Consider the following 18,893-nt stretch of genomic DNA (forward strand, 5'->3'; position numbering starts at 1 on the left):
GTAGGGGGGGGGGGGGGGGGGGGGGGGGGGGGGGGGGGGGGGGGGGGGGGGGGGTGGGGGGGGGGGGGGGGGGGGGGGGGGGGGGGGGGGCCCCCCCACCGCCCCCTGGCCGTCACCCGAGGGGTACTCGGGAAATCTTCCGGGTCACGAGTTGACCTGTGCGGTCACCAGGTCCGAGAAGGTGGTCAACCGGGTGTAGACACCCGGGTAACCGGCCTCCGCGCACCCCTCGCCCCAAGAAGTGATCCCTGCCAGGACGCCCCCGATGAGCAGGGGACCGCCGCTGTCGCCCTGGCAGGTGTCAACGCCGCCGGAGGTGTATCCGGCGCAAACCATGTCGGACTGGACGAAGTCCGAACCGTAGGAGGAACGGCAGCTGGAGTCGGACACGACCGGGACGGTCGCGGTCCGCAGCTGGTTGGAGGAGCCGCCGTTCTCCGAGGTGGTGCCCCAGCCGAGGATCCGGGCCGTGCCGCCGGCCGCGTAGACGCTGGTCTGGGAGGAGGTGACGTACTTCGCCGCGCTGTACGGCATCGACGTCGAAAGGGTCAGTACGGCCACGTCGTCGCCGTTCGTGGCGTCCGTGTAGTCCGGGTTGACCCAGATCTTGCTGACCCGGCTCACCGTGCCATTGGTGCCGTTCAGGTACGTCCGGCCACCGACCACGCGGACGCTGCCCGTGGACTCCCCGACCATGCAGTGGGCGGCGGTCACGACCTTCTTGGGCGCCACCAGGGTGCCGCCGCAGAACTGGTTCTGGGACGCGTCCGTGATCTGCATCATGAACGGGTACGCGGTCGTCGTGGTGGTCGTGCCTCCGACGATGGGCTGGGGGGCGGCGCTCGCCGTGGGGGAGGCGAGCAGCGCGGTCGCCGCGGCGGCGGCGGAGGCCACCAGGGTCGCGGCGGTCTTTCTCACACGTCTGGGCCCGAACATGAGTCTCCTCAGTGGGGGTTGCACCGGTGGGGGTCGCGCGGGTGTGTGGGGGTTGTGCACGGGTGGGGTCCCCCTGCTCGAGCGCAGTCGAGAGCTCGGGGAAGGGACCGACCCCCGTGTGCCCGGGCGAGCGGCACGCCCTTTACGCTAGGACCCGGACCCTTGGCTCCCAATGAGGGAACCCCCTAGGGGGTTGGGGTGAGGGAAAACCCTCGGTCCGGTTCAGTTAACAAGAGCGGTGTTCAGTGCGCCCGTCGACCTGCCGCCAATCGGACGATGTCCACCCGTGAGCGGATCCCCAGCTTTCGGTAGACCCGGGTCAGGGTCGCCTCCACCGTCTTCACGCTGATGAACAGCCGGGCCGCGATCTCCCGGTTGGTGGCGCCTTCCATGACCAGCGCCGCGACCTGACGCTCCATCGCGGCGAGCGCGTCCAGGGCGTCCAGCGCCTTCGGCACGGCCGGTGCCGGTTCCGGCTCGGGGGTGGTGAGGGCTTCGTCCACTTGGCGCAGCCAGGGCAGCGCCCGGCAGCGGCGGAACAGCCGGGTGGCCTCGTCGACGGCCGCCGCGGCCGTGCCCGCCCGCGACTCCGGGGCGTCCGGGCCCGTGCTGAGGTCCCGACCGTGTTCCGTCCGCCGCGGCCGAGCGCGCTCGGGCTCTCGCCGCAGCCGCGCCCCTTCGGCGCTGTGCCTGCTCCGCAGCCGGGCCAGCGCGAACGCGGCCCGTGCCTCCTCCAGGCCGTAGCCGAGCTTGCCCAGCCGGTCCTGAGCGGACGTCAGCTGGGCGACGGCGGCCTCCAGATCCCCCTGGACGGCGCGCACCAGCGCCTCGGACCGGTCGAGCACGGCGAGGACACTCTCCCGGCCGAGCCGCAGCGCGTGTTCCCGGCTGACGTCGATGACGTCCTGCGCCTCGGCGGGTTCACCTGTCCGGACCAGCGCCTCGGCGAGGTCACCCTGCCAGCGGCCCCGGGCCGGGTCGGTGATGCCGAGCCCCAGTTCCAGGCTGCGCACCCGGCGCAGCGAGCGCACGGTGCCCGCCGGGTCCCCGGCCACCAGTTGGGCGTACCCGAGGGCGCCCAGCGCCCGGGAGAGGTACATCTGGTCGCCGTCCTCCTCGGCGTGCTCCACCGCCTCCCGGGCGAGCGCCAGCGCCCGGTCCACATCGCCGCCGGACGCCTCCGCGAGCGAGGTGAGCATCGCCGACGCGGTCTCGCCGATGCCCGAGTCCCGGGCCAGCCGCAGGCTCTCACGGGCCAGGTCCAGGGCGCGCCCGCAGTGCCCGGCGCGCAGTTCGGTCTCGGCGAGGCCGCGCAGGAAGTGCACCTCGCTCTCCACCGAACCGCGCCGGCGGACCTCGCGCAGCAGCGCGGTGACCGTGGCCCGGGCCTCGGCCAGCTGGTCGCCCATGACCAGCCAGCGGAACCGGGCGCTGCCCGCGCCGTTGTGATGCCACGCCACCCGGGGGTCCTGGGGCTGCCGAAGAGCCCGCTTGATGGTGCGGGGTGCCTCCGGATGGCCCATCAGGGTCTCGGTCTGCGCCTGGAAGGCGAGGGCGAGCAGCTCGGTGCGCCGGTCCGTGCCGCGCGCGGCCAGCTCGGCGGCGTGCGCGGCGGCCTCCCGGGCCTCGGTGAAGTCGCCCTCCACGATCAGCGCCCGCCAGGCCAGCTGGTAGTGGACCAGGGCCAGCAGCCGGGGGTCGTCGCCGGCGTCGGCGAGGGCCTGCGGGAAGACGGCGTCGACCTCGGCCATGGTGTGGCCGGCGGTGTCGATGACGATGATCCAGGCGCGCACCCGGTCGGCGGGCACGGTGGCCCGGGTCAGCACCTCCCGTGCGATGTCCCGGGCCAGGTCGACCTCGCCGGCGGTGATCGCGTCCTCGGCGGCGGTGAGCCGGCGCTCCTCCTGGCTCGGGGTGCCGTCGGCGGGGGTGTGCCGGGCGGCGAGCAGCCCCAGCTGGGCGGCGACCGACGGCGCCCCGCGGTCCCGGGCGAGGGTCGCGGCCCCGGCGAGCCGGGCGGCGACCTCCGGGTCGGTGCCGGTGGTCGCGAGGGCCAGGTGCCGGGCCCGTTCGATCGGGTCGGAGGCGGCGGTGGACAGCGCCGCGTGCGCGGCCCGCCGTTCGTGCGCGGGTGCCTCCGCGTACAGGGCGGCCGAGATCAGCGGGTGCGCGAACCGTACGGCCGGGGCGTCGGGCTCGGTGGCCAGCAGACCGAGTTCGGCGGCCTGGGCGCACTCGGCCTCGGCGTTGTCCCGGCCGGCCGCGTGCAGCAGCGCCGGGGTGGGGCGGGCGCCGGCGCTGGCCACCAGCAGGGTGCGGCGGGCCTCCACCGAGAGCATGTCCAGGCGGCTGAGCACCAGGGCACGCAGCGAGGTCGGCACCGGCAGCGGCTCGCCGGGCCGGGGCGGTGTGGGGCTGTCGGCGAGAGCACGGCCGAGTTCCAGGGCGAACAGCGGGTTGCCGCCGCTGGTGCGATGGATCTCGCGGACCGTGGAGCGGGACAGACCGCCGTGGCCGCGGTGGTCGAGCAGTTGGGCGACCTGGGTGCGCGAGAGCGGGCCCAGCCGGACCGCGAGGGTGTCCGGTGGGCAGGCACGCAGGTGACGGTCGTACTCCTGGCTCTCCTGGCCCTCCGTGCGGACCGCGCACAGCAGTTGGACGGGGGTGCCCTCCAGGCGCCGGGCGGCGAAGCCGAGGAGTTCGGCGCTGGCCGGGTCCAGCCACTGAAGGTCGTCGGCGACGACGAGGACCGGGCCGTGGGCGGCGAGCGCGCGCAGCGCGGAGAGCACCGCCAGGCGCAGGGCGAGGCCGTCGCGCTGCAGACTGGACTCGCCGCGGCCGGTGAGCGCCGACTCCAGGGCGGTGCGCTGTGCGGCGGGCAGGCCGGGGGAGACGTCGTCGAGGACCAGACCGAGGAGATCGGCGAGGGCGAGGAACGGAAGGTGGGATTCGGACTCGGTCGCCGAGCAGCGCAACACGGTACGGGCGGTGGCGCCGTATTCCTCGGCCAATGCCCGCAGGACGGTGGATTTCCCTATTCCGGCGGGGCCGTGGAGCAGCACACTGCCCCCCGAGGCGAGTTGCTCACGGCCGCCGGCGAACAGGTCCTCGCGGCCGATGACCAGGTCGGGGCGGCACCTGGCAGGCTCCTGGAAGTCCCGTCGCACGGTCACCGCTCCCCTCGTGTGTCGTGTCCGGGCCAAATTCTAGGCAACGATCCTTGAAATTCGGACGGAAGCCGTGGTGAGGGAAATAACAAACGGTCAAGCAGAGGGAAATTCAAAGCGACACCGGATGAATGGGCAGGTTTCCTTACCGCCCCCGGACTACGGCAGCAGTCCCGCCCTACGGGCCGCGGTCACCGCCTCCCCTCGTGTGTGCGCGCCCAGCTTCCGCATCGCCGAACGCAGATAACCCTTGACCGTCTCCGGGCTGATGCCCAGCCGCTCGGCCACCGCCGCGTTGGTGGCCCCCGCCGCCACCCAGGACAGCACGTCGAGCTCGCGTGGCGCCAGCCTCACGCCCCCGGCTCGCGGCGGCGAGGTGAGCGATCCACAGGCCGCCAGCAGTTCGGCGCGCAGCCCCGGCTCGGTGATCCGGGGTGCCAGGGCCCGCAGCGCCGCGTGCGCCTCGCGCACCTGTTCCCAGGCGGCCCCCTGATCGGCGGTGGCCCGCTCCGGCCGGGCCGCCGCCAGCAACTTGCGCGTCTCGTCCCGCACCACCAGCGTCTGCTCCAGGTCCCGCGCCACCGCCACCGCCGCGCCCAGCGTGCGGTCGCCGAGCGGCCGGGCCGAGCGCAGCGCGCCGTACAGCACTCCGCGCACCCGGCGCCGGACCACGACCGGCACCGCGAGCACGGCGTGGATGCCCTCGGCGGCCACCGGTACGTCGTACTCGTGGCTGATCTGCCGTGAACGGGAGTAGTCCGGCACCGCGCAGGGCCGGGCCAGCGCCACCGCCTTGCCGCCGAGCCCGTTGCCGGAGGTCACCGCGAGCGAGCGCAGCGCGGCCGTGGTCGTGCCGCTCAGCTCGCTGATGCGGATCTGCGGCCGGCCGGACTCCACCAGGCCGCCGAAGGCGACGGGAAGCCCAGTCGCGCGCCGCAGCCGGGCCAGCGCGGCTCCGATCTCCACCGCCTCCACCGCGTCTGCCGTCACGAGTTCGCCCTTTCGGCCGTCCACACCCCCGTTCGGGGGTAGTGAGACCTGCATCACGGATTAGACGATGCCAGAGAGCCGCCCGGCAATGGTCCGGCACTGAGGAGGACATGGATGACGGCGACCGAGATGTTCCGCGGGGCCCGGGATTTCCTGCTGGAACACCGCGAGGACTATGCCACCGCCTGCCAGGGCTTCCGCTGGCCACGGCCCGAGCACTTCAACTGGGCACTGGACTGGTTCGACGTGATCGCCGCCGGCAACGACCGCACGGCGCTGCACATCGTCGAGGAGGACGGCGCCGAGACCCGGCTGTCCTTCGCTCAGCTGGCCGAACGGTCCACCCGGGTGGCCCGGTGGCTGCACGACCGGGGGGTCGCCGCCGAGGACCGCGTCCTCGTCATGCTCGGCAACCAGGCCGAGCTGTGGGAGACCGCGCTGGCCGCGATGAAGCTGCGCGCGGTGGTCATCCCGGCCACCCCGCTGCTCGGCCCGGCCGACCTGCGCGACCGCGTGGCACGTGGCCGGGTCAAGCACGTCATCGTCCGGGCGGAGGACACCGCCAAGTTCGCCGACGTACCCGGCGCCTACACCCGGATCTCCGTCGGCGGTCTGCCGGAGGAGGGCTGGGAGCCGTACGAGGACGCCTACGCGGCCCCCGCCGACTTCGTCCCCGAGGGCCCGACCCTGGCCGACGACCCGCTGATGCTCTACTTCACCTCGGGCACGACCGCCCACCCCAAGCTGGTCGAGCACACCCACACCTCCTACCCCGTCGGGCACCTGGCCACCATGTACTGGATCGGCCTCAAGCCCGGTGACGTGCATCTGAACATCTCCTCGCCGGGCTGGGCCAAGCACGCCTGGTCCAGCCTGTTCGCTCCGTGGAACGCGGAGGCGACCGTCTTCGTGGTCAACTACAGCCGGTTCGACGCGTCCCGGCTGATGGCCGAGATGGACCGCGTCGGCGTCACCACCTTCTGCGCCCCGCCGACCGTGTGGCGGATGCTCATCCAGGCCGACCTCGGCCGGCTCCAGTCCCCGCCCCGCGAGGCCGTGGCCGCCGGCGAGCCGCTCAACCCCGAGGTCATCGAGCAGGTCCGGCGCGCCTGGGGCGTGACCGTCCGGGACGGCTTCGGCCAGACCGAGACCGCCGTGCAGGTCTCCAACAGCCCGGGCCAGCAGCTGAAGACCGGTTCCATGGGCCGCCCCAGCCCCGGCTTCCGGGTGGAACTCCTCGACCCGGTCTCCGGCGCTCCCGGTGCCACCGAGGGCGAGATCGCCCTCGACCTCGCCGAGCGCCCGGTCGGCCTGATGACCGGCTACCACGGTGATCCCGACCGCACGGCGGAGGCCATGGCGGGCGGCTACTACCGCACCGGGGACATCGCGGCCAGGGACGAAGAGGGATATCTCACGTACATCGGGCGAAGCGACGATGTGTTCAAGTCATCCGACTACAAGGTGAGTCCCTTCGAGCTGGAGAGCGCGCTGCTGGAGCACGAGGCGGTGGCCGAGGCGGCCGTCGTCCCCGCCCCGGACGCGCTGCGGCTCGCCGTGCCCAAGGCGTACGTCGTCCTCGCCGAGGGCTGGGAGCCCGGCCCCGGCACCGCCAAGGCGATCTTCGAGCACTCCCGCGAGGTGCTCGCCCCGTACAAGCGCGTCCGCCGGCTGGAGTTCACCGCCCTGCCCAAGACCGTGTCCGGCAAGATCCGCCGGATCGAGCTGCGCGAGGCCACGGCCGCGGGCTCGAAGGACGAGTACCGCGAGGAGGACTTCCGGTGACCGGCAGGCCGTCGTACAGCCACGGGACGGGAACCACCGCGCTCCTCGGGGACACCATCGGCGCCAGCCTGGACCGGGCCGTCGCGGCCTGGCCCGACCGCGAGGCGCTGGTCGACGTGCCGTCCGGGCGGCGCTGGACGTACGCCGAATTCGGCGCCGACGTCGACCGGCTGGCGCACGCGCTGGTGGCGAGCGGGGTCGCCAAGGGCGACCGGGTGGGCATCTGGGCGGTCAACTGCCCGGAGTGGGTGCTGGTCCAGTACGCCACCGCCCGCATCGGCGCGATCATGGTGAACATCAACCCGGCCTACCGCACGCACGAGGTCGCGTACGTCCTCGGCCAGGCGGGTGTCTCCTTCCTCGTCGCCTCCCTCCGCCACCGGACGAGCGACTACCGGGCGATGGTCGAGGAAGTGCGCGCCGGCTGCCCTCGGTTGCGGGAGACCGTCTACATCGGGGACCCGAGCTGGGAGGCGCTGCTCGCGCGCGAGGCCACCGACGCCCCGTTCGCGGAGCTGTCCTGCGACGACCCGATCAACATCCAGTACACCTCGGGCACGACGGGCTTCCCCAAGGGCGCCACCCTCTCCCACCACAACATCCTCAACAACGGCTACTTCGTGGGGGAGTCGATCGCCTACACCGAGCGGGACCGGATCTGCGTCCCGGTGCCCTTCTACCACTGCTTCGGCATGGTCATGGGAAACCTGGCGGCCACCTCGCACGGCGCCTGCGTGGTGATCCCGGGCCCGTCCTTCGACCCGCGGGCGACGCTGGAGGCGGTGCGACGGGAGCGGTGCACGTCCCTGTACGGCGTCCCGACCATGTTCATCGCGGAGCTGAACCTCCCGGACTTCGCCTCCTACGACCTCTCCACCCTGCGCACCGGCATCATGGCGGGCTCGCCCTGCCCGGTGGAGGTGATGAAGCGGGTGGTCGCCGAGATGCACATGGAGCAGGTCTCCATCTGCTACGGCATGACCGAGACGTCCCCCGTCTCGCTCCAGACCCGCATGGACGACGACCTGGAGCACCGCACCGGCACGGTCGGCCGGGTCCTGCCGCACGTCGAGGTCAAGGTGGTCGACCCGGCCACCGGGGTGACCCGGCCCCGCGGCGAGGCCGGTGAGCTGTGCACGCGCGGCTACGGCGTGATGCTGGGCTACTGGAACGAGCCGGAGAAGACGGCCGAGGCGATCGACGCGGGCCGCTGGATGCACACGGGGGACCTCGCGGTGATGCGCGAGGACGGGTACGTCGAGATCGTCGGCCGGATCAAGGACATGATCATCCGGGGTGGCGAGAACATCTACCCCCGCGAGGTCGAGGAGTTCCTCTACACCCACCCGAAGATCCGGGACGTCCAGGTCGTGGGGGTGCCGCACGAGCGGTACGGCGAGGAGGTCCTCGCCTGTGTCATCCCGGGCGACGCGGCCGACCCGCTCACCCTGGAGGAGCTGCGCGCCTACTGCGCCGGGCGGCTGGCCCACTACAAGGTGCCCAGCCGCCTCCAGCTCCTCGACTCCTTCCCGATGACCGTGTCGGGGAAGGTGCGCAAGGTGGAACTGCGGGAGCGGTACGGGGCGTGAGACCGCCGGCGCGGAGCACCCGCCGAGTGTTCCGCGGCGGCCCCGGGCCGGCCTGGTGTCGGCGGCACACCCGGCCCGGCTCGTCGGGAGACGGTGTCAGGGCCGCCCGTCCCGGGCCCTGGTGCCCGGCGTCGGCGCGCCCGTGGCGTGCAGGGTGGCGGCGGTGCCGTTCACCGGCTGCGGGACGCCCGCCAGGTCGAGCAGGAACAGCGGGATCCCCAGCGTGCCCGCTCCGGTCCGGGCGGCGTCGGTGTACCCGGCGAGGGAGAAGTACACGCATCGCGCGGACTCGGTCATCGCCGTCAGCCACAGGCACTCCACGTCCCGGGGCGCGGCCGGCCGCACGCTCGGGTCCACCTGCGCGAGGAGCCCACGGGCCGCGAGCCCGATACCGCTCGGGGGCCGCTGGTCGGCGCGGCGGATGTCCCGGTAACCGAGCCAGCGCAGATAGAGCGCGGCGGTGGTGACCGCGTCGCGGGCGGTGCGGATGGCGCGGGGCCGGAACGGGGCACGGTGCCCGGCCGGTCCGGGCGCGTCACCGGAGTCCCGGGTGCCGCCGGCCGGCGCCCGGTCGACGGCGGGTGCCCCGTCGGCGGCCGCTGCGGGGAGGGGGTCCGCCGCGGCGGCCACGACCGGCCCACCTCCCGCCGCCGTGCCGTCGGAGCGCCCTCTCGCCACCGGAATGCGCAGCACGGTGCCGCACGGGCAGCCCAGTTCCGGATGGGGCCAGTGGCCGGGGCGCCCGCAGCCGGCGCACACCACGGTGAGCCACTCGTCGTCCCAGGCGCGGTGCTCCGCCACGGCCGGCCCGGCGGCCGGATCCAGTCGCGGGGCGATCGGCGCACCGCACACGCACGGATACGTCGGCGCGGTGTAGAGGTGTGCGCGCCGGCAGACCGGACAACACACCGGCACGCTCTCGGGCATGGCCCCACTCCAAGGCGTCGCGTCGGGACGGCGCTCCCCATGGTGCTCCTCCCCGGCCACTCCTGTCCGGTGCTTCCCGCTCTCCGGACCGCTCTTGACGACCTTCGCCCACCCTTCTACATTGCTTCCAGATAGTAGAAACTAAGTTCCGCAATACGGAAAACGTTGCGGAGTTTGACAATCGGGAGACTGTGCTCACCGCGGGGCGCGCCGGGAGTACGCATCCGAGAAGCCGAAGCAGGAGTACTCGATGGCTCGTATGACCGCTGCCCGCGCGGCAGTTGAGATCCTCAAGCGCGAGGGCGTCACCGACGCCTTCGGTGTGCCGGGCGCCGCGATCAACCCCTTCTACAAGGCCCTCAAAGAGGGCGGGGGCATCAGCCACACCCTCGCCCGCCATGTCGAGGGTGCCTCGCACATGGCCGAGGGCTACACCCGCACCACGCCGGGCAACATCGGCGTCTGCATCGGCACCTCCGGCCCGGCCGGCACCGACATGATCACCGGCCTGTACTCGGCCATCGGTGACTCCATCCCGATCCTGTGCATCACGGGCCAGGCGCCCACCCATGTGATCCACAAGGAGGACTTCCAGGCCGTCGACATCGCCTCGATCGCCAAGCCGGTCACCAAGATGGCGGTCACCGTCCTGGAGGCCGCACAGGTCCCCGGCGTCTTCCAGCAGGCGTTCCACCTGATGCGCTCCGGCCGTCCCGGTCCGGTCCTCATCGACCTGCCGATCGACGTCCAGCTCACCGAGATCGAGTTCGACCCCGAGACGTACGCGCCGCTCCCGGTCTACAAGCCGGCCGCGACCCGCGCCCAGATCGAGAAGGCCATCTCCTTCCTGCTGGACTCCGAGCGCCCCGTCATCGTCGCGGGCGGCGGGATCATCGGCGCCGACGCCTCCGACCTGCTGGCCGAGTTCGCCGAGCTGACCCGGACCCCCGTCATCCCGACCCTGATGGGCTGGGGCGCGCTGGCCGACGACCACGAGCTGAACGCCGGCATGGTCGGCGTGCAGACCTCGCACCGGTACGGCAACGCCACCTTCCTGGAGTCGGACTTCGTCCTCGGCATCGGCAACCGCTGGGCCAACCGTCACACCGGCTACAAGCTCGACGTCTACCGGGGGGAGCGCAAGTTCGTCCACGTCGACATCGAGCCCACCCAGATCGGCAAGATCTTCCCGCCGGACTACGGAGTCGTCTCCGACGCCAAGGCCGCCCTGGAGCTGTTCGTCGAGGTGGCCAAGGAGCTCAAGGCCGCCGGCAGGCTGCCCGACCGTTCCGCCTGGATCGCCTCCACCCAGGAGCGCAAGGCCACCCTGCTGCGCCGTACGCACTTCGACAACGTGCCGATGAAGCCGCAGCGCGTGTACGAGGAGATGAACAAGGCGTTCGGCCCGGACACCCGGTACGTCACCACGATCGGTCTCTCCCAGATCGCCGGCGCGCAGATGCTGCACGTCTACAAGCCGCGCCACTGGATCAACTGCGGCCAGGCCGGCCCGCTCGGATGGACCATCCCGGCCGCGATCGGCGTCGCCAAGGCCGACCCGGACGCCCCGGTCGTCGCGCTCTCCGGCGACTACGACTTCCAGTTCATGATCGAGGAGCTGGCGGTCGCCGCCCAGCACAAGATCCCCTACGTCCACGTCCTGGTGAACAACGCCTACCTGGGCCTGATCCGCCAGGCGCAGATCGGCCTGGACATCAACTTCCAGGTCAACCTGGAGTTTGAGAACATCAACGCTCCGGAGCTGGGCGTCTACGGCGTCGACCACGTCAAGGTCGCCGAGGGCCTGGGCTGCAAGGCCATCCGGGTCACCGAGCCGGACCAGCTGGGCGCCGCCTTCGAGCAGGCCAAGAAGCTGGCCGCCGAGCACCAGGTGCCGGTCGTCGTCGAGGCGATCCTGGAGCGGATCACCAACATCTCGATGAGCCGCACCATGGACATCAGCGACATCTCCGAGTTCGAGGACCTGGCCACGGAGCCCGGCCACGCGCCGACGTCGATCAAGACGCTGAAGGTCTGACACGCCTGACACACGAGGGGGCGGCCTGTCCGGGGGGACGGGCCGCCCCTTCGTCATGCCCCGGACGCGGTCCCCGGCCGCTCGGACCGCCCGGCCGAACGGGCGACGGCCCTCACCGGCGACGCCCTCACCCGCGAGGTCCGGGCACGGCGCCGCCCCGAGCACGGCGCCGGTCGCTGCGGCGCGGTGGCCCCGGTGCGGAGCGCGGCCTGCGGGTCCGGCGGGATCGGAAGCGGCGTCGCACGGCCCGTGCGGCACCCCCGCGACGTCGTACGGCCCTGAGATACCCCCGCGGCGCCGTACGGCCCGTGAGGCACCCCCGCGGCGCCGTACGGCCTGTGTGAGACGCCCCCGTGCGGGGCCCGCCACCCCCGTGCCGGCGGGCCCCGTGTGCCGTCACTGTGCCCTGTCGCGGGACGATGTCGAAGCCTCCGCGGCGGTGTTCAGAGCTTGATTTGAGGGTTGCGCGGCCGGGCTACGACCGCTGCCGTACGCGCCGTCGTCACAGCTCGTGCTCCGACAGCCCGGGCCAGTCGTCCGGGCCGCCGCCCTGCCAGTCGATCAGGTCGCTCTCCTCCACCTCGATCCGGTCCAGGTCGGCGAGCCGCAGGATCTCCACGACGTCGTCCAGATGCGAGGCGATCCCCAGCGTCACGTCGCCCTCGGTGACCCGCCGGGAGCCGTCCAGGGCCGGCGCGTGGACCACGATGTGCGGGTAGTGGGTCGGATTGGCCATGGGATCAGCGTCCTGCGGATACGGCCGCCGCGCACGCCGGAGCCGGAACAGCACGAAGCGCCCCCTCGATCAGGGGGCGCTTCGGTGTCACGTGGTGTCCGTCCGACGGCGCGAGGCTGGGCGCGACAGGTCGTTCGCGCCGCCGGACGGGGCGGGTGGCCCCCGGTCGGGGGCTGGGTGGGACCGCGGCGGGTGCGATGGAGCCGGGAGCCCTTCCCTCTGGTCGAGAAGGGGACCTGGTCCTTGACCACCGCACTGGCTCGCACGCCGCCACGGTCCTCGCCCTGCCCGCGCACACCGCCGTACGGCCACCCCTCATCCGGGCCGTCCGGCGGCTTGCGCGGGCCGCGTGCGGAGATCATGACCTCCCGTCAGATCCCGTACGCTGCTTGTGTGTTCCTGGGGCTCAGTCCTCGCGCAGGGCGCGGACCGCCTCCTCCACGCGCTTGCCGTACTCGGGGTCGGCGGCGTGGAAGTGGGCCAGGTTCTTCTCGATCACGTCGTCGCGGGAGACCTTCGAGAGGCCGCCGGCGATGTTCGCGATCAGGCGGGACTTCTCCTCCTCCGACATCAGGCGGTACAGCTCGCCCGCCTGGAAGAAGTGGTCGTCCTTGGTGTGCAGCGGGGTCTCGTGGCTGCCCGTGTAGCCGGCCACCGCCAGCGGGGCCGCCAGCGGGCGGCCGGTCTCGGCCGGGCCGTCGTAGGAGTTCGGCTCGTAGTTCTTGGCGCCGCGGCCCTGGCCGTTGACCGCCATGAGACCGTCGCGGCCGTAGTTCTGGGCGCCGCCCAAAACCGCCTTCGGAGCGTTCACGGCGAGCAGGGTGTGGTTGACGCCCAGGCGGTAGCGGTGGGCGTCGGCGTAGGCGAACAGGCGGCCCTGGAGCATCTTGTCCGGGGACGGACCGATGCCGGGCACGAAGTTGTTCGGGGAGAACGCGGCCTGCTCGACCTCGGCGAAGACGTTGTCCGGGTTGCGGTCCAGCACCAGACGGCCGACCCGGTGGAGCGGGTAGTCCTTGTGCGGCCACACCTTGGTCAGGTCGAACGGGTTGAAGCGGTAGTCCGCCGCCTCGGCCGCCGGCATGATCTGCACGTGCAGGGTCCACGACGGGTGCACGCCCCGCTCGATGGCCTGGAGCAGGTCCGTCTGGTGCGAGTTGGGGTCCTGGCCGGCCAGTTCGGCGCCCTGCTCGGCGGACAGGCAGCGGATGCCCTGGTTCGTCTTGAAGTGGTACTTGACGAAGAATGCCTCGCCCTGGGCGTTCGTCCACTGGTAGGTGTGCGAACCGAAACCGTCCATGTGGCGGTACGACGCCGGGATGCCGCGGTCGCCCATGAGCCAGGTCACCTGGTGCGTGGCCTCGGGGGAGTGGGCCCAGAAGTCCCAGACGTTGTCCGGCTCCTGCTTGCCGGTGAACGGGTCCCGCTTCTGCGAGTGGATGAAGTCGGGGAACTTGATCGGGTCCTTGATGAAGAACACCGGGGTGTTGTTGCCGACGAGGTCGTAGTTGCCCTCCTCGGTGTAGAACTTCACCGCGAAGCCGCGCGGGTCGCGGACCGCGTCGGCGCCGCCGAGGGAGTCGGCGACCGTGGAGAAGCGCAGGAACACCTCGGTGCGCTTGCCGATCGAGCTGAGGAAGTCGGCGTGGGTGTAGCCGGTGACGTCGTCCGTCACCTCGAAGTGGCCGTACGCGCCGGAGCCGCGGGCGTGCACGACACGCTCCGGGATCCGCTCGCGGTTGAAGCGCGCGAGCTTCTCCAGGAGGTGCTGGTCCTGGATCAGGAGCGGGCCGCCGACGCCGGCGGAGGCGGAGTTCTGGTTGTCGGCGACCGGTGCGCCGGACTCTGTCGTGAGCACGCGCTTCGACATCGTGGACCTTCCGTGCGGGTGTCAGCGGAAACCTGTTTCCGCTTTGTGGAGCCTAGGAGTGGGGCGATCTGAGCGTCAACAGTTTGTTGAAGTTGATTCCGGGCCGCGGCGACGCCTGGGCGCGACAGGACAGGTGTCAGCGGCGCCGCGGCCCGGAAGCTCGGGGAGGTTCGTCAGACCTGGGCGCCGGACAGGCGCTCCACGGCCCGCAGCAGGGCCGAGTGGTCCAGCCCGCCGTCGCCCTGGGCGCGCAGGGAGGCGACCAGCTGGGCGACCACGGCGCCGACCGGCAGGGCCGCGCCGACGTTGCGGGCGGCGTCGGTGACGATGCCCATGTCCTTGTGGTGCAGGTCGATGCGGAAGCCCGGCTTGAAATCGCGGTTCAGGAAGTTGTCCTTCTTGCGCGTCAGCACGGTGGAGCCGGCCAGGCCGCCGTTGAGGACGTCCAGGGCGGCCTGCAGGTCCACGCCCGACTTCTCCAGGAAGACCACGGCCTCGGCGCACGCCTGGATGTTCACGGCGACGATCAGCTGGTTGGCGGCCTTGACGGTCTGGCCGGAGCCGTGCGGACCGCACAGCACGATGGTCTTGCCGAGCGCCTCGAAGACCGGCTTGGCCTGCTCGAAGTCGGCCCGCTCGCCGCCGATCATGATCGACAGTACGGCCTCGACGGCGCCGGCCTCACCGCCGGACACCGGGGCGTCCAGCACCCGGATGCCCTTGTCCTTGGCGGCGGCGGCCAGGTCCACGGAGGTCTGCGGGGTGATCGAGGACATGTCGATCAGCAGGGCGCCCTGCTTCGCGTTCTCCAGGATGCCGTCCGGGCCGTAGGCGATGGCCTCGACCTGCGGGGAGGCGGGCACCATGGTGATCACCACGTCGGCGTCGCGCACGGCCTCGGCGATCGAGCCGGCCGCGGTGCCGCCGGCGGCGGCGAGCCGGTCCAGCTTGTCCTGCTCCAGGGTGAAGCCGGTGACCTGGTAGCCCGCCTTGATCAGGTTCTCGGACATGGGGGAGCCCATGATGCCGAGGCCGATCCAGGCGATCTTGGGAAGGGTGTTGCTCATGATGGGGGTGCCTCTCTGACTGCTCTGCAAAGTCGGGGGGTTCAGCGCGCTTCGCGCGGGAGCCACGCGAAGGACTCGGCGCTCGGGCGGTCGCCGGCCTTGTACTCCAGGCCGATCCAGCCGTCGTAGCCGGCCTTCCTCAGCCGGCCGAGCAGCTCCTCCAGCGGCAGCGAACCCGTCCCGGGGGCGCCGCGCCCGGGGTTGTCGGCGATCTGCACGTGCCCGGTCTTCGCCGCGTACCGCTCGATCACCGAGGGCAGGTCCTCGCCGTTCATGGAGAGGTGGTAGAGGTCCATCAGGAACTTGGCGTTCCCGAGGCCCGTCGCCGCGTTGACCTTGTCCACGATCTCGATCGCCTTGGGCGCGCTCACGATCGGGCACTTCGGCGACTCGGGCGCGTTGAGGGCCTCGATCAGGATGGTCCCGCCGACCCTGCCGACGGCCCTGGCCGCGAGGACCAGGTTCTCCAGGGCGAGCGCGTCCTGCTCGGCCGGGTCCACGCCCTCGACGCGGTTGCCGTACAGGGCGTTGAACGTCGTGCAGCCCAGGGATCGGCCGAAGGCGACGGCCACATCGAGGTTGGCGCGGAACCGCTCCGACTCCTCACCGGGGATCGACAGGGCGCCGCGGTCCGGGCCCGGCAGCTGTCCGGCGTAGAAGTTCAGTCCCGTGAGCTGGACGCCCGCGTCCTCGATCGCCTTTTTCAGGGCGTCGAGCTCGGACTGCTCGGGGGTGGGGGAGTCGACCCAGGGCCACCACAGCTCGACCGCGGAGAAGCCCGCCGCGGCGGCGGCCGCGGGACGCTCCAGGAGCGGGAGTTCCGTGAAGAGGATCGACAGGTTGACGTTGAAGCGCTGGTCTGCGGCGGTGCTCCATCCAAAACCTGGCATTCGGGCCGCGCTCCCTTCCGTGGTTGAGATTCCGTAATGCGGAAGTTCGTTTCTGCGTAATGGAAGATTGCCGTCGGGTGTCCGCGCTTGTCAAGGGGGGTCCGTCACCGGCCGCCCGAAAAGCCCCGCCGGGCGTTAGGTTGAGCGCGTGCGATTGAGAGTGGAGTTCACGACCGAACCCTTCGACCTGGACGAGGCGCCCGCGCACGCCCTGGTGGCGCGGGAGGTCATCGAGACGGCCGAGCTGGACGCGGTCGACGTCGGCCCCTTCGGCAACACGGCCGAGGGTGCTGCCGACCGCGTGCTCACCGCGGTGGACGCGCTGCTGCGCAAGTCCCTGGAGGCCGGAGCCACCCGGGTCTCGCTCCAGGTCAACGTGATCGACGACGGGATCGGGGAGGGCGATAGATGACCGGGGAAGAGCCCTTCATCACAGCGGTGAAGCCGCTGGTCGACGCCATGGGCGCGTCGATACTCCCGGCCGACGAGGCCGGCCCCGAGGATGTCGTCCTCGCCTGGGAGGGCGTCGACGTCGTCGCCGTGCGCCTGCCCCAGCTCGCCGACTCCCTGGATCACATCCTGGCCGCCATGGAGCGCCGGGAGGGCCGGCCGCTGGCCGACCTGGACCGCAAAGCCAAGCAGGAGGTCGTACGGATCCTGGAGGCGCGCGGCGCGTTCGCCGTGCGGCACGGGGTGGAGACCGTGGCGAGCGCGCTCGGCGTCAGCCGCTTCACGGTCTACAACTACCTCAACCGGGAGAAGGGCGCGTAGCGCTCCGCTGGGGGCGCCGTTCGGGGGTCTTCGGCCGGGCCGCCACCGCGCCGTCGTGGCTGGTCGCGCGGTTCCCCGCGCCCCTCGGGGAGTGCCGTCGCCCGGCCGTCGCGCGGTCCCCTGCGTCCGGCTCGGCTTCTTACGCGGAATTTTCAACAAAGTGTTGACGTGATGTTTCCGAGGGCGTTAGCTATCGGCAGCCCGTTCAGCACGAAGGCCCATCGCGGCCACGGAGGCTCCCGTGACGTCGACTTCCACGCCCCCGGGCCTGGCCCGGTTCAACGATCTGGAGGAGCGCGCGGCCCTCGTCGCCCTCCACGAGGCGTGCGCCTCCACCGAGTGGGGCCGCAGACTGCTCGCCGCCCGCCCCTACGCCACCGCGGAGGACCTCTACACCGCGAGTGACACGGCCATGGCCCAACTGTCCTCCGCGGACCTGGCGGAGGCGATGGCCGGGCACCCGCCGATCGGGCGACCCAAGCCCGGCGACCCGACCTCCGCGCGGGAGCAGGCCGGCATGGCCGGCGCCGCCGAGGACCTCAAGGCGGAGATGCTCGAACTCAACCTGGCCTACCAGGAGAAGTTCGGCCACGTCTTCCTCATCTGCGCCACCGGCCGGACCGGCGAGCAGATGCGCGACGCGGTCAAGGAGCGGATCGGCAACTCGCCGGAGCAGGAGCGGGAGATCGTCCGCACCGAGCTGGGCAAGATCAACCGCATCCGACTGGCCCGACTCGTCGAAGAGGACGCCTGACACCATGAGCACCAGCACCACCGCCTCCGTGTCCACGCACATCCTGGACACCTCGATCGGCCGCCCCGCCGAGGGCGTCGCCATCCACCTGTCGGCCCGCTCGGGCCGGGACGCGGACTGGCAGGCACTCGGCGACTCCGCGACCGACGCCGACGGCCGGTGCAAGGACCTGCCGGCCCTGCCGGAAGGGACGACCCACGTACGGCTCGACTTCGCCGTGGAGCCGTACTTCGAGAAGAAGCAAGCCGATGCGCAGCAGGACGCCCCCGCGAATCGGGACAGCGGACCTGGTGTGTTCTTCCCGGAGGTGGCGATCACGTTCGCCGTCGTCCCGGGCGAGCACTACCACGTGCCGCTGCTGCTCAACCCGTTCGGCTACTCCGTTTACCGAGGGAGCTAGCGAATGCCGACCATCCTGGGACAGAACCAGTACGGCAAGGCCGAGAACCGAGTCGTCAAGATCACGCGGGACGGCGCCACCCACCACATCAAGGACCTCAACGTCTCCGTCGCGCTGAGCGGCGACATGGACGAGGTCCACTACTCCGGCTCGAACGCCAACGTGCTGCCGACCGACACCACCAAGAACACGGTGTTCGCGTTCGCCAAGGAGTACGGCATAGAGTCCGCCGAGCAGTTCGGCATCCACCTCGCCCGGCACTTCGTCACCTCGCAGGAGCCGATCCAGCAGGCCCGGATCCGCATCGAGGAGTACGCCTGGGAGCGGATCGAGACCTCCGACGCCAACTCCAGGTTCATCGGCGCCGACGAGGTCAAGCACTCCTTCGTCCGCAAGGGCCAGGAGACCCGCGTCACCCAGATCACCTACGACGGTGAGAAGTGGGAGGTCGTCTCCGGCCTGAAGGACCTGCTCGTGATGAACTCGACCAACTCCGAGTTCTGGGGCTACGTCAAGGACAAGTACACCACCCTGCAGGAGGCGTACGACCGCATCCTGGCGACCCAGGTCTCCGGCCGCTGGCGGTTCAACTGGACCGACGACGAGCAGAAGATGCCCCACTGGGAGAAGTCCTACGAGCAGGTCAAGAAGCACATGCTCCAGGCGTTCGCCGAGACCTACTCCCTCTCCCTGCAGCAGACGCTGTACCAGATGGGCTCGCGCATCATCAACAACCGCAGCGAGATCGACGAGGTCCGCTTCTCGCTGCCGAACAAGCACCACTTCCTGGTGGACCTGGAGCCGTTCGGCCTGAAGAACGACAACGAGGTCTACTTCGCCGCCGACCGCCCCTACGGCCTCATCGAGGCCACCATCCTGCGGGACGGTTGTGAGGCCCTCATCCCGGTCGACATGACCAACCTCTGACGCGGGACGCGCGCCCCCGGCCCCGCCACCCGGGCCGGGGGCCCGC

At 71.6% G+C, this 18,893-nt stretch carries 16 protein-coding genes; 8 read left to right on the forward strand and 8 right to left on the reverse strand.

The window, feature by feature from the left end; translation table 11 throughout:
* Nucleotides 1-144: 144 nt before the first annotated feature.
* From ACIGYR_RS00880 to ACIGYR_RS00890, 3 genes are all read right to left on the reverse strand, one after another.
* Complete coding sequence (locus tag ACIGYR_RS00880) at nucleotides 145-936, reverse strand: S1 family peptidase (protein ID WP_399604758.1); 792 nt, start codon at nucleotides 934-936, stop codon at nucleotides 145-147.
* A 242-nt stretch (nucleotides 937-1,178) separates the two neighbouring features.
* Nucleotides 1,179-4,109 carry an AAA family ATPase gene (locus ACIGYR_RS00885; RefSeq protein ID WP_399604756.1) on the reverse strand — a complete coding sequence of 977 codons (2,931 nt, stop codon included), beginning with the start codon at nucleotides 4,107-4,109 and terminating at the stop codon, nucleotides 1,179-1,181.
* Nucleotides 4,110-4,262: 153 nt separating this feature from the next.
* Nucleotides 4,263-5,093, reverse strand: coding sequence for a response regulator transcription factor (locus ACIGYR_RS00890; protein WP_399604754.1), 831 nt, complete (start codon nucleotides 5,091-5,093; stop codon nucleotides 4,263-4,265).
* Nucleotides 5,094-5,207: 114 nt separating this feature from the next.
* Here ACIGYR_RS00890 and ACIGYR_RS00895 point away from each other — a divergent pair, with 114 nt between their 5' ends.
* The gene (locus tag ACIGYR_RS00895; RefSeq protein ID WP_399604752.1) at nucleotides 5,208-6,878 is read left to right on the forward strand and encodes an AMP-binding protein; all 1,671 of its coding nucleotides are present in this window, start codon (nucleotides 5,208-5,210) and stop codon (nucleotides 6,876-6,878) included.
* Nucleotides 6,875-8,467 (forward strand): AMP-binding protein, encoded by a 1,593-nt coding sequence (locus ACIGYR_RS00900; protein WP_399604750.1) that lies wholly within the window; start codon nucleotides 6,875-6,877, stop codon nucleotides 8,465-8,467. The genes ACIGYR_RS00895 and ACIGYR_RS00900 overlap by 4 nt, the downstream gene beginning before the upstream one ends.
* 96 nt (nucleotides 8,468-8,563) lie before the next feature.
* On the opposite strand, the gene ACIGYR_RS00905 is transcribed toward ACIGYR_RS00900, so the two are convergent.
* Nucleotides 8,564-9,394 (reverse strand): hypothetical protein, encoded by an 831-nt coding sequence (locus ACIGYR_RS00905; protein WP_399604748.1) that lies wholly within the window; start codon nucleotides 9,392-9,394, stop codon nucleotides 8,564-8,566.
* 250 nt (nucleotides 9,395-9,644) lie between these two features.
* Between ACIGYR_RS00905 and gcl the strand changes: the two genes are divergently transcribed.
* A complete protein-coding gene (gcl, locus tag ACIGYR_RS00910) occupies nucleotides 9,645-11,432 on the forward strand; it encodes a glyoxylate carboligase (protein WP_399604747.1) in 1,788 nt (595 codons plus the stop codon).
* A 502-nt stretch (nucleotides 11,433-11,934) separates the two neighbouring features.
* On the opposite strand, the gene ACIGYR_RS00915 is transcribed toward gcl, so the two are convergent.
* The 4 genes from ACIGYR_RS00915 to ACIGYR_RS00930 all read right to left on the reverse strand — a co-directional run bounded on the left by ACIGYR_RS00915 (nucleotide 11,935) and on the right by ACIGYR_RS00930 (nucleotide 15,995).
* Nucleotides 11,935-12,168 carry a hypothetical protein gene (locus tag ACIGYR_RS00915; RefSeq protein ID WP_391841397.1) on the reverse strand — a complete coding sequence of 78 codons (234 nt, stop codon included), beginning with the start codon at nucleotides 12,166-12,168 and terminating at the stop codon, nucleotides 11,935-11,937.
* A 406-nt stretch (nucleotides 12,169-12,574) separates the two neighbouring features.
* Nucleotides 12,575-14,038, reverse strand: coding sequence for a catalase (locus tag ACIGYR_RS00920; protein ID WP_399604745.1), 1,464 nt, complete (start codon nucleotides 14,036-14,038; stop codon nucleotides 12,575-12,577).
* 173 nt (nucleotides 14,039-14,211) lie between these two features.
* Nucleotides 14,212-15,105 (reverse strand): 2-hydroxy-3-oxopropionate reductase, encoded by an 894-nt coding sequence (locus ACIGYR_RS00925; RefSeq protein WP_391841400.1) that lies wholly within the window; start codon nucleotides 15,103-15,105, stop codon nucleotides 14,212-14,214.
* 41 nt (nucleotides 15,106-15,146) lie between these two features.
* Nucleotides 15,147-15,995 carry a TIM barrel protein gene (locus tag ACIGYR_RS00930; protein ID WP_399604743.1) on the reverse strand — a complete coding sequence of 283 codons (849 nt, stop codon included), beginning with the start codon at nucleotides 15,993-15,995 and terminating at the stop codon, nucleotides 15,147-15,149.
* 148 nt (nucleotides 15,996-16,143) lie between these two features.
* Here ACIGYR_RS00930 and ACIGYR_RS00935 point away from each other — a divergent pair, with 148 nt between their 5' ends.
* From ACIGYR_RS00935 to pucL, 5 genes are all read left to right on the forward strand, one after another.
* Nucleotides 16,144-16,407: a hypothetical protein gene (locus ACIGYR_RS00935; RefSeq protein WP_391841403.1), complete on the forward strand. Its 264-nt coding sequence runs from the start codon at nucleotides 16,144-16,146 to the stop codon at nucleotides 16,405-16,407.
* On the forward strand, nucleotides 16,404-16,766 hold the full coding sequence (locus tag ACIGYR_RS00940; RefSeq protein WP_399604741.1) for a helix-turn-helix domain-containing protein: 363 nt from the start codon (nucleotides 16,404-16,406) through the stop codon (nucleotides 16,764-16,766). Before ACIGYR_RS00935 ends, ACIGYR_RS00940 begins: the two co-directional genes overlap by 4 nt.
* A 241-nt stretch (nucleotides 16,767-17,007) precedes the next feature.
* Nucleotides 17,008-17,520, forward strand: a complete 513-nt coding sequence (gene uraD, locus ACIGYR_RS00945) for a 2-oxo-4-hydroxy-4-carboxy-5-ureidoimidazoline decarboxylase (RefSeq protein WP_391841407.1) — start codon at nucleotides 17,008-17,010, stop codon at nucleotides 17,518-17,520.
* Between the two features lie 4 nt (nucleotides 17,521-17,524).
* Nucleotides 17,525-17,920, forward strand: a complete 396-nt coding sequence (uraH, locus tag ACIGYR_RS00950; protein WP_391841409.1) for a hydroxyisourate hydrolase — start codon at nucleotides 17,525-17,527, stop codon at nucleotides 17,918-17,920.
* 3 nt (nucleotides 17,921-17,923) lie between these two features.
* Entirely contained in the window at nucleotides 17,924-18,847 is a 924-nt protein-coding gene (gene pucL, locus ACIGYR_RS00955; protein ID WP_399604738.1) for a factor-independent urate hydroxylase, read from the forward strand.
* The last annotated feature ends 46 nt before the right edge of the window (nucleotides 18,848-18,893 follow it).

This window comes from Streptomyces sp. NPDC053076, from assembly GCF_044546845.1.
Lineage (GTDB): Bacteria > Actinomycetota > Actinomycetes > Streptomycetales > Streptomycetaceae > Streptomyces.

Bases quoted from the DNA above. Each gene is read 5' to 3' on its own strand.
- ACIGYR_RS00920 (WP_399604745.1), bottom strand. From the start codon at position 14,038: ATGTCGAAGCGCGTGCTCACGACAGAGTCCGGCGCACCGGTCGCCGAC.
- ACIGYR_RS00880 (WP_399604758.1), bottom strand. From the start codon at position 936: ATGTTCGGGCCCAGACGTGTGAGAAAGACCGCCGCGACCCTGGTGGCC.
- ACIGYR_RS00940 (WP_399604741.1), top strand. From the start codon at position 16,404: ATGACCGGGGAAGAGCCCTTCATCACAGCGGTGAAGCCGCTGGTCGAC.
- ACIGYR_RS00925 (WP_391841400.1), bottom strand. From the start codon at position 15,105: ATGAGCAACACCCTTCCCAAGATCGCCTGGATCGGCCTCGGCATCATG.
- pucL (WP_399604738.1), top strand. From the start codon at position 17,924: ATGCCGACCATCCTGGGACAGAACCAGTACGGCAAGGCCGAGAACCGA.
- ACIGYR_RS00930 (WP_399604743.1), bottom strand. From the start codon at position 15,995: ATGCCAGGTTTTGGATGGAGCACCGCCGCAGACCAGCGCTTCAACGTC.
- ACIGYR_RS00915 (WP_391841397.1), bottom strand. From the start codon at position 12,168: ATGGCCAATCCGACCCACTACCCGCACATCGTGGTCCACGCGCCGGCC.
- ACIGYR_RS00905 (WP_399604748.1), bottom strand. From the start codon at position 9,394: ATGCCCGAGAGCGTGCCGGTGTGTTGTCCGGTCTGCCGGCGCGCACAC.
- uraH (WP_391841409.1), top strand. From the start codon at position 17,525: ATGAGCACCAGCACCACCGCCTCCGTGTCCACGCACATCCTGGACACC.
- gcl (WP_399604747.1), top strand. From the start codon at position 9,645: ATGGCTCGTATGACCGCTGCCCGCGCGGCAGTTGAGATCCTCAAGCGC.
- ACIGYR_RS00895 (WP_399604752.1), top strand. From the start codon at position 5,208: ATGACGGCGACCGAGATGTTCCGCGGGGCCCGGGATTTCCTGCTGGAA.